General features: G+C 44.3%; 5 protein-coding genes. 1 reads left to right on the forward strand and 4 read right to left on the reverse strand.

Features of this window, described 5'->3' with window-relative positions:
• Positions 1–94 precede the first annotated feature (94 nt).
• Positions 95–400 carry a cytochrome c gene (locus A3766_RS18930; RefSeq protein ID WP_068509251.1) on the forward strand — a complete coding sequence of 102 codons (306 nt, stop codon included), beginning with the start codon at positions 95–97 and terminating at the stop codon, positions 398–400.
• 141 nt (positions 401–541) lie between these two features.
• Here A3766_RS18930 and A3766_RS18935 read toward each other — a convergent pair whose 3' ends face one another.
• The 4 genes from A3766_RS18935 to A3766_RS18950 form a co-directional block, all read right to left on the reverse strand.
• Positions 542–1,507, reverse strand: coding sequence for a GNAT family N-acetyltransferase (locus A3766_RS18935; RefSeq protein ID WP_068554061.1), 966 nt, complete (start codon positions 1,505–1,507; stop codon positions 542–544).
• A 52-nt stretch (positions 1,508–1,559) separates the two neighbouring features.
• Entirely contained in the window at positions 1,560–2,327 is a 768-nt protein-coding gene (trmB, locus tag A3766_RS18940) for a tRNA (guanosine(46)-N7)-methyltransferase TrmB (protein WP_082865329.1), read from the reverse strand.
• A gap of 116 nt (positions 2,328–2,443) precedes the next feature.
• Complete coding sequence (locus A3766_RS18945; protein ID WP_068509254.1) at positions 2,444–2,875, reverse strand: arsenate reductase ArsC; 432 nt, start codon at positions 2,873–2,875, stop codon at positions 2,444–2,446.
• Positions 2,876–3,232: 357 nt separating this feature from the next.
• Positions 3,233–4,162: GlxA family transcriptional regulator (locus A3766_RS18950; protein WP_068642781.1), on the reverse strand; the 930-nt coding region annotated here is incomplete at its 5' end.

Consider the following 4,162-nt stretch of genomic DNA (forward strand, 5'->3'; position numbering starts at 1 on the left):
TTATTTTTGTAATGCTTAAATGGATCAGTACAAGGAATTATTTGCTAATTCAATACGTTAATTGTCCGGTTTAGAACATGAAAGGATATTAAATATGCCTATCGTTTATACAATCACCTTGTTATGTATCTTCTTAGTTGGGTGTGGCAATGACCAGCACAACCACCCAGACCTAGCGTCAGGAAAAGACCTATTCGAACACCATTGCTCTGAGTGTCATAACTCAACAGGCTTAGGAAAATTTCTAAGGGCTGTTCCGCCTAATAAGGGCACTAAACTAAGTGCTTGGCAGGTATCTCATAAAGTTAGGGTGGGAAGTGATGCTAGTAAGATGACGACTTTCGAGAATATGAGTGTAGAAGAGTCAATGAAGATCTCCGCATACTTAAAAGGTCTGTAGCCAGATATATCGAGACCTAAAAAGGTCTTTAGGTGGTTGCGAGCATTGAACTATTGCTCAAACTGACTGTTTTGTCCTTATCTAAGCAAGCTCGTTGAGCGTCTTAAGTGCTGAGCAATGAGACCCAAACAAACAATAATACTAAGATGAAACAAGCCGATGCGTCAGCAAACCATAGCGTTTTCGTTTTTGTCCTGACATTTGATCAATATCGACCACGACAAAGCCGTCAACGCAATCACTAAAGTCCGAGTCGATATTGAAGCCTAAAAAGCGCGTCCCGCCTGGTTCTGACAATTCTGCATACTGTTTGTATAAAACAGGAACAGCGAAGCCAAGATACCTTAGCTGTTTCTTGAGCTTAATGAAGCCTTCCTTTAGATCTAAACCTTCAAAAAATTGATCTAGGTGCTTTTTTGAAGCCTCACTTAGCTGGTATGGGTGATGACAGACTAGATACTTTGTCTCAGTTCCATAGTAGTGCTGATAGAAATAGATAAGTAAGTCTTTAGCTGGTGCAGATAAGGTATTGCTAATACTTACTGCGCCGAACAAGTAACGGTATTGAGGGTGTAGCCTAAGAAAGGCTGCGATGCCATACCACAAATATTCCAGGCTTTTGGAACCCCAGTATTGTGGCTGAACAAAACTTCGGCCCAGCTCCAACCCATGCTCTAGAATGCTACGCGATGCTGGTAAGTAGTCGAATAAGCTCGCAGTATAAAGAGGAGAATTAACAATCAGCCGATCAGAATCTTCCTGTACATCGAGCTGATCAGTACCTCTTAGGCGATACGCGCCGACCACCTCACCTTGCTCTTCATCCCAAAGGACGATGTGCATATAGTGGGCATCGTACTCATCGAGATCACGTTCACGCCCTGTTCCTTCGCCCACCAAGCGGAAGGACTCTTCTCGCAAACGGCCAATTTCATTCATTAGCACCGAAGATTGGCGGTGATGATAAAGCAATATTTTCTTGGCATCCTGGGTTTCACCCAGAAGCTCGCAGTTGGCAATATCGGCTCTCAAACGGTCACGGCACTCTTTTGGCGCTATCTCAGCAACAACACCTTCAGTGCTTTTCGAGTTATCGTGCCCTGACATACATACAAACCTTGTTTTAGCTATTATTGCTTCTTATGAAGACTCTATGTATTTAAGCAATACGTCGGTAGAGCAAATCCCAAACACCATGCCCTAAACGCTGACCGCGCTTTTCAAACTTAGTTAAGGGGCGGTTTTCAGGGCGTTCAGAGTATTGCCCGGCTCCGGCCACGTTTTCATAGCCTGGCGCGGCTTCCATCACTTCCATCATATGTTCTGCGTAAGGCTCCCAGTCTGTTGCCATATGGAAGACACCTCCGATTTCAAGCTTTGACCTGATTCGCTCAGCAAACTCGCTCTGTACAAGGCGACGTTTATTATGGCGTGCTTTATGCCATGGGTCGGGAAAGAAAAGCTGTAGGCGACTAACGGAATCATCAGCAATATTCCGTGCCAGCACTTCGTTGGCGTCGGCGCAGAATACTCGTAAGTTTTCCAAGCCTAGATCACCCGCCTGATTTAGGAGCGCACCAACTCCGGGACGATGAACTTCAATCCCCAAATAGTTCTCATTAGGCGCCTGATGAGCCATTTCACTTAGTGATGCACCCATGCCAAAACCAATTTCTACCACTAAAGGTTGCGCAAGAGGAAAACTCTCACGAACATCAGAAGGCGCTTTCGCTAACTCCAAGCCCATCGTTGACCAACACTCTTCAAAGCCTCTTTGCTGGCCTGCGGTCATCCTTCCACTGCGAACAACGAAGCTTCTAATCGGCCTTTTCTTGAGGTTAGCCACTTCAATTTTAGGACCTTTGGTATTCGTCTCTTTTGAGTCAGTTTCGTCCGTCTGTGCGGAATCCTGATGTTCTTCGGTCATTATGTTGAGCCTTGTTACGTCAGTGCAAATGCAGTTTATTAAAGAAGCTTAGTATTGATTAAAAAGCGCGCATAATAGGACTGCATGGAGCAAAGATCAAGGTATCTCAAGCCGCTTTAGCTAGAAAAGCTAGACGACTCAACAAAAGCCCTGATTTCATCTCGCACACGCCTATAACTCTCCAACTCATCTTCCTGATTAGCAGCTAGTTTCGCTAACGATGGCGGGTCATCAAAAGGAACATGCTTAATCTCTTTGAACTCCGATAAGTTTGGGCAATGTTCAGCAGCATGACCGCAAACTGTCACGATCAAATCGAACTGTTGCGCTTCGAGCTCTTCAATATGCTTAGAATAATGTTTGCTCATATCTACCCCAAGTTCCCCCATCACTGAAACAGCATTAGGGTTCATACCGTGGGTTTCTATGCCTGCAGAGTATGCTTGCCACTCTTTATTTCTGATCGTATTTACCCAGGCTTCGGCCATTTGGCTTCGACAAGAGTTACCGGTACACAGAAAAAGGACTTTTTTGGGTGCCTGAGACATCTCGGTTTAGTCTTCCTTTTGTAAGGGGATGAATGCTAATAGACCACGTAAATCTGAAAAGATTCATCAAGTATTATTATTTTTTTGAACCAAGTTACATTTCCATTGTCTGAACTTACGACAGCAAGGCTAAATGTTGTGAAAGGACTGCTATGTAAGTAATTCTTGGCATGCGATAGCATGTTATAACGAATCATTACAAATATAGCTCACTTTTTAACCACATTACGGAAATTTTAGTCTTATACTGTTATTACAGATCACGAAGAAGCGATCGTGATTCTGTCTTCCTTGAAGAAACCCCTATTATAGGAGCCCTAAACAGGCTCCTCTTTTTTTGTCCCAAATTATTACTCTTTAATCTAACTGGAAGAGTTTTGGACGCACCATTTTCTTATAATCACTTGGCGTCAGCCCTACCTTGGTTTTAAACACCCGAGAAAAGTAAGCCGTATCTTTATAGCCAACGTTTTCAGCCACATCCTGAATGCTTAGATCGGTTGATTTCAATAAGTCACGGCCATTTTCAATGCGTAAGTCCTGAAGGTACTGATTCGGTGTCATGCCTAATGCTTGCCTGAAACGACGTGTAAACGTTCGTACTGGCATGCCTGCTCTTTCGGCCATCTGGGGAATATCAATATCTTCATGACACGAGGACTTTAACCACGCCTGAATCTCGATAATATCTTCATCTGCATGCGCGGCTCGTCCGACTGAAAACATAGGCAAGTCGTAGCTGCTGCCTACTTCATGGGCAAAATGGCGCTCCGCTAACTGACGTTTTTCCAAACCAAAGGCCTGGCCAATCAAGTGAAAGACCAAGTCTGACAGCGCGTTGATACTGCCAGCACAATAAATTCGGTTACCATAAGTAATGAAGTGCTGGCGTTTTAGTTCAACGTGAGGGTAACGCTTTTCAAATTTATCAAAAAAGAACCAGTGAGTCGTAGCAGGGGTCTTGTCTAAAAGGCCTGCTTCTGCCAAGAAATAGGCACCGGCCCCTGTGGCAATAAAGTTAGTCCCTTCCTCATAGCGCTGCCTTAACATCTCTGGCAACTTGGGATAACGTTTCAATAAATGTACCGGATCTCTCCAATTTGGTGGAATAAAGATCCAGTCCATATGACCAAGAGATTCAATACGCTCTTCGATATTTAAAGGAATATCGCCAGCAACCTGAGGCTGTTTATCTTCGAGCTTAACCATATGCAGCTCAAGCGGCCTGGATTCCCGCGCCATGCGCGCCATTGCATTAGCGGCCTTCAGAATTTCATAGGGCCTGGT

The sequence above is a fragment of the Oleiphilus sp. HI0132 genome, from assembly GCF_001635845.1.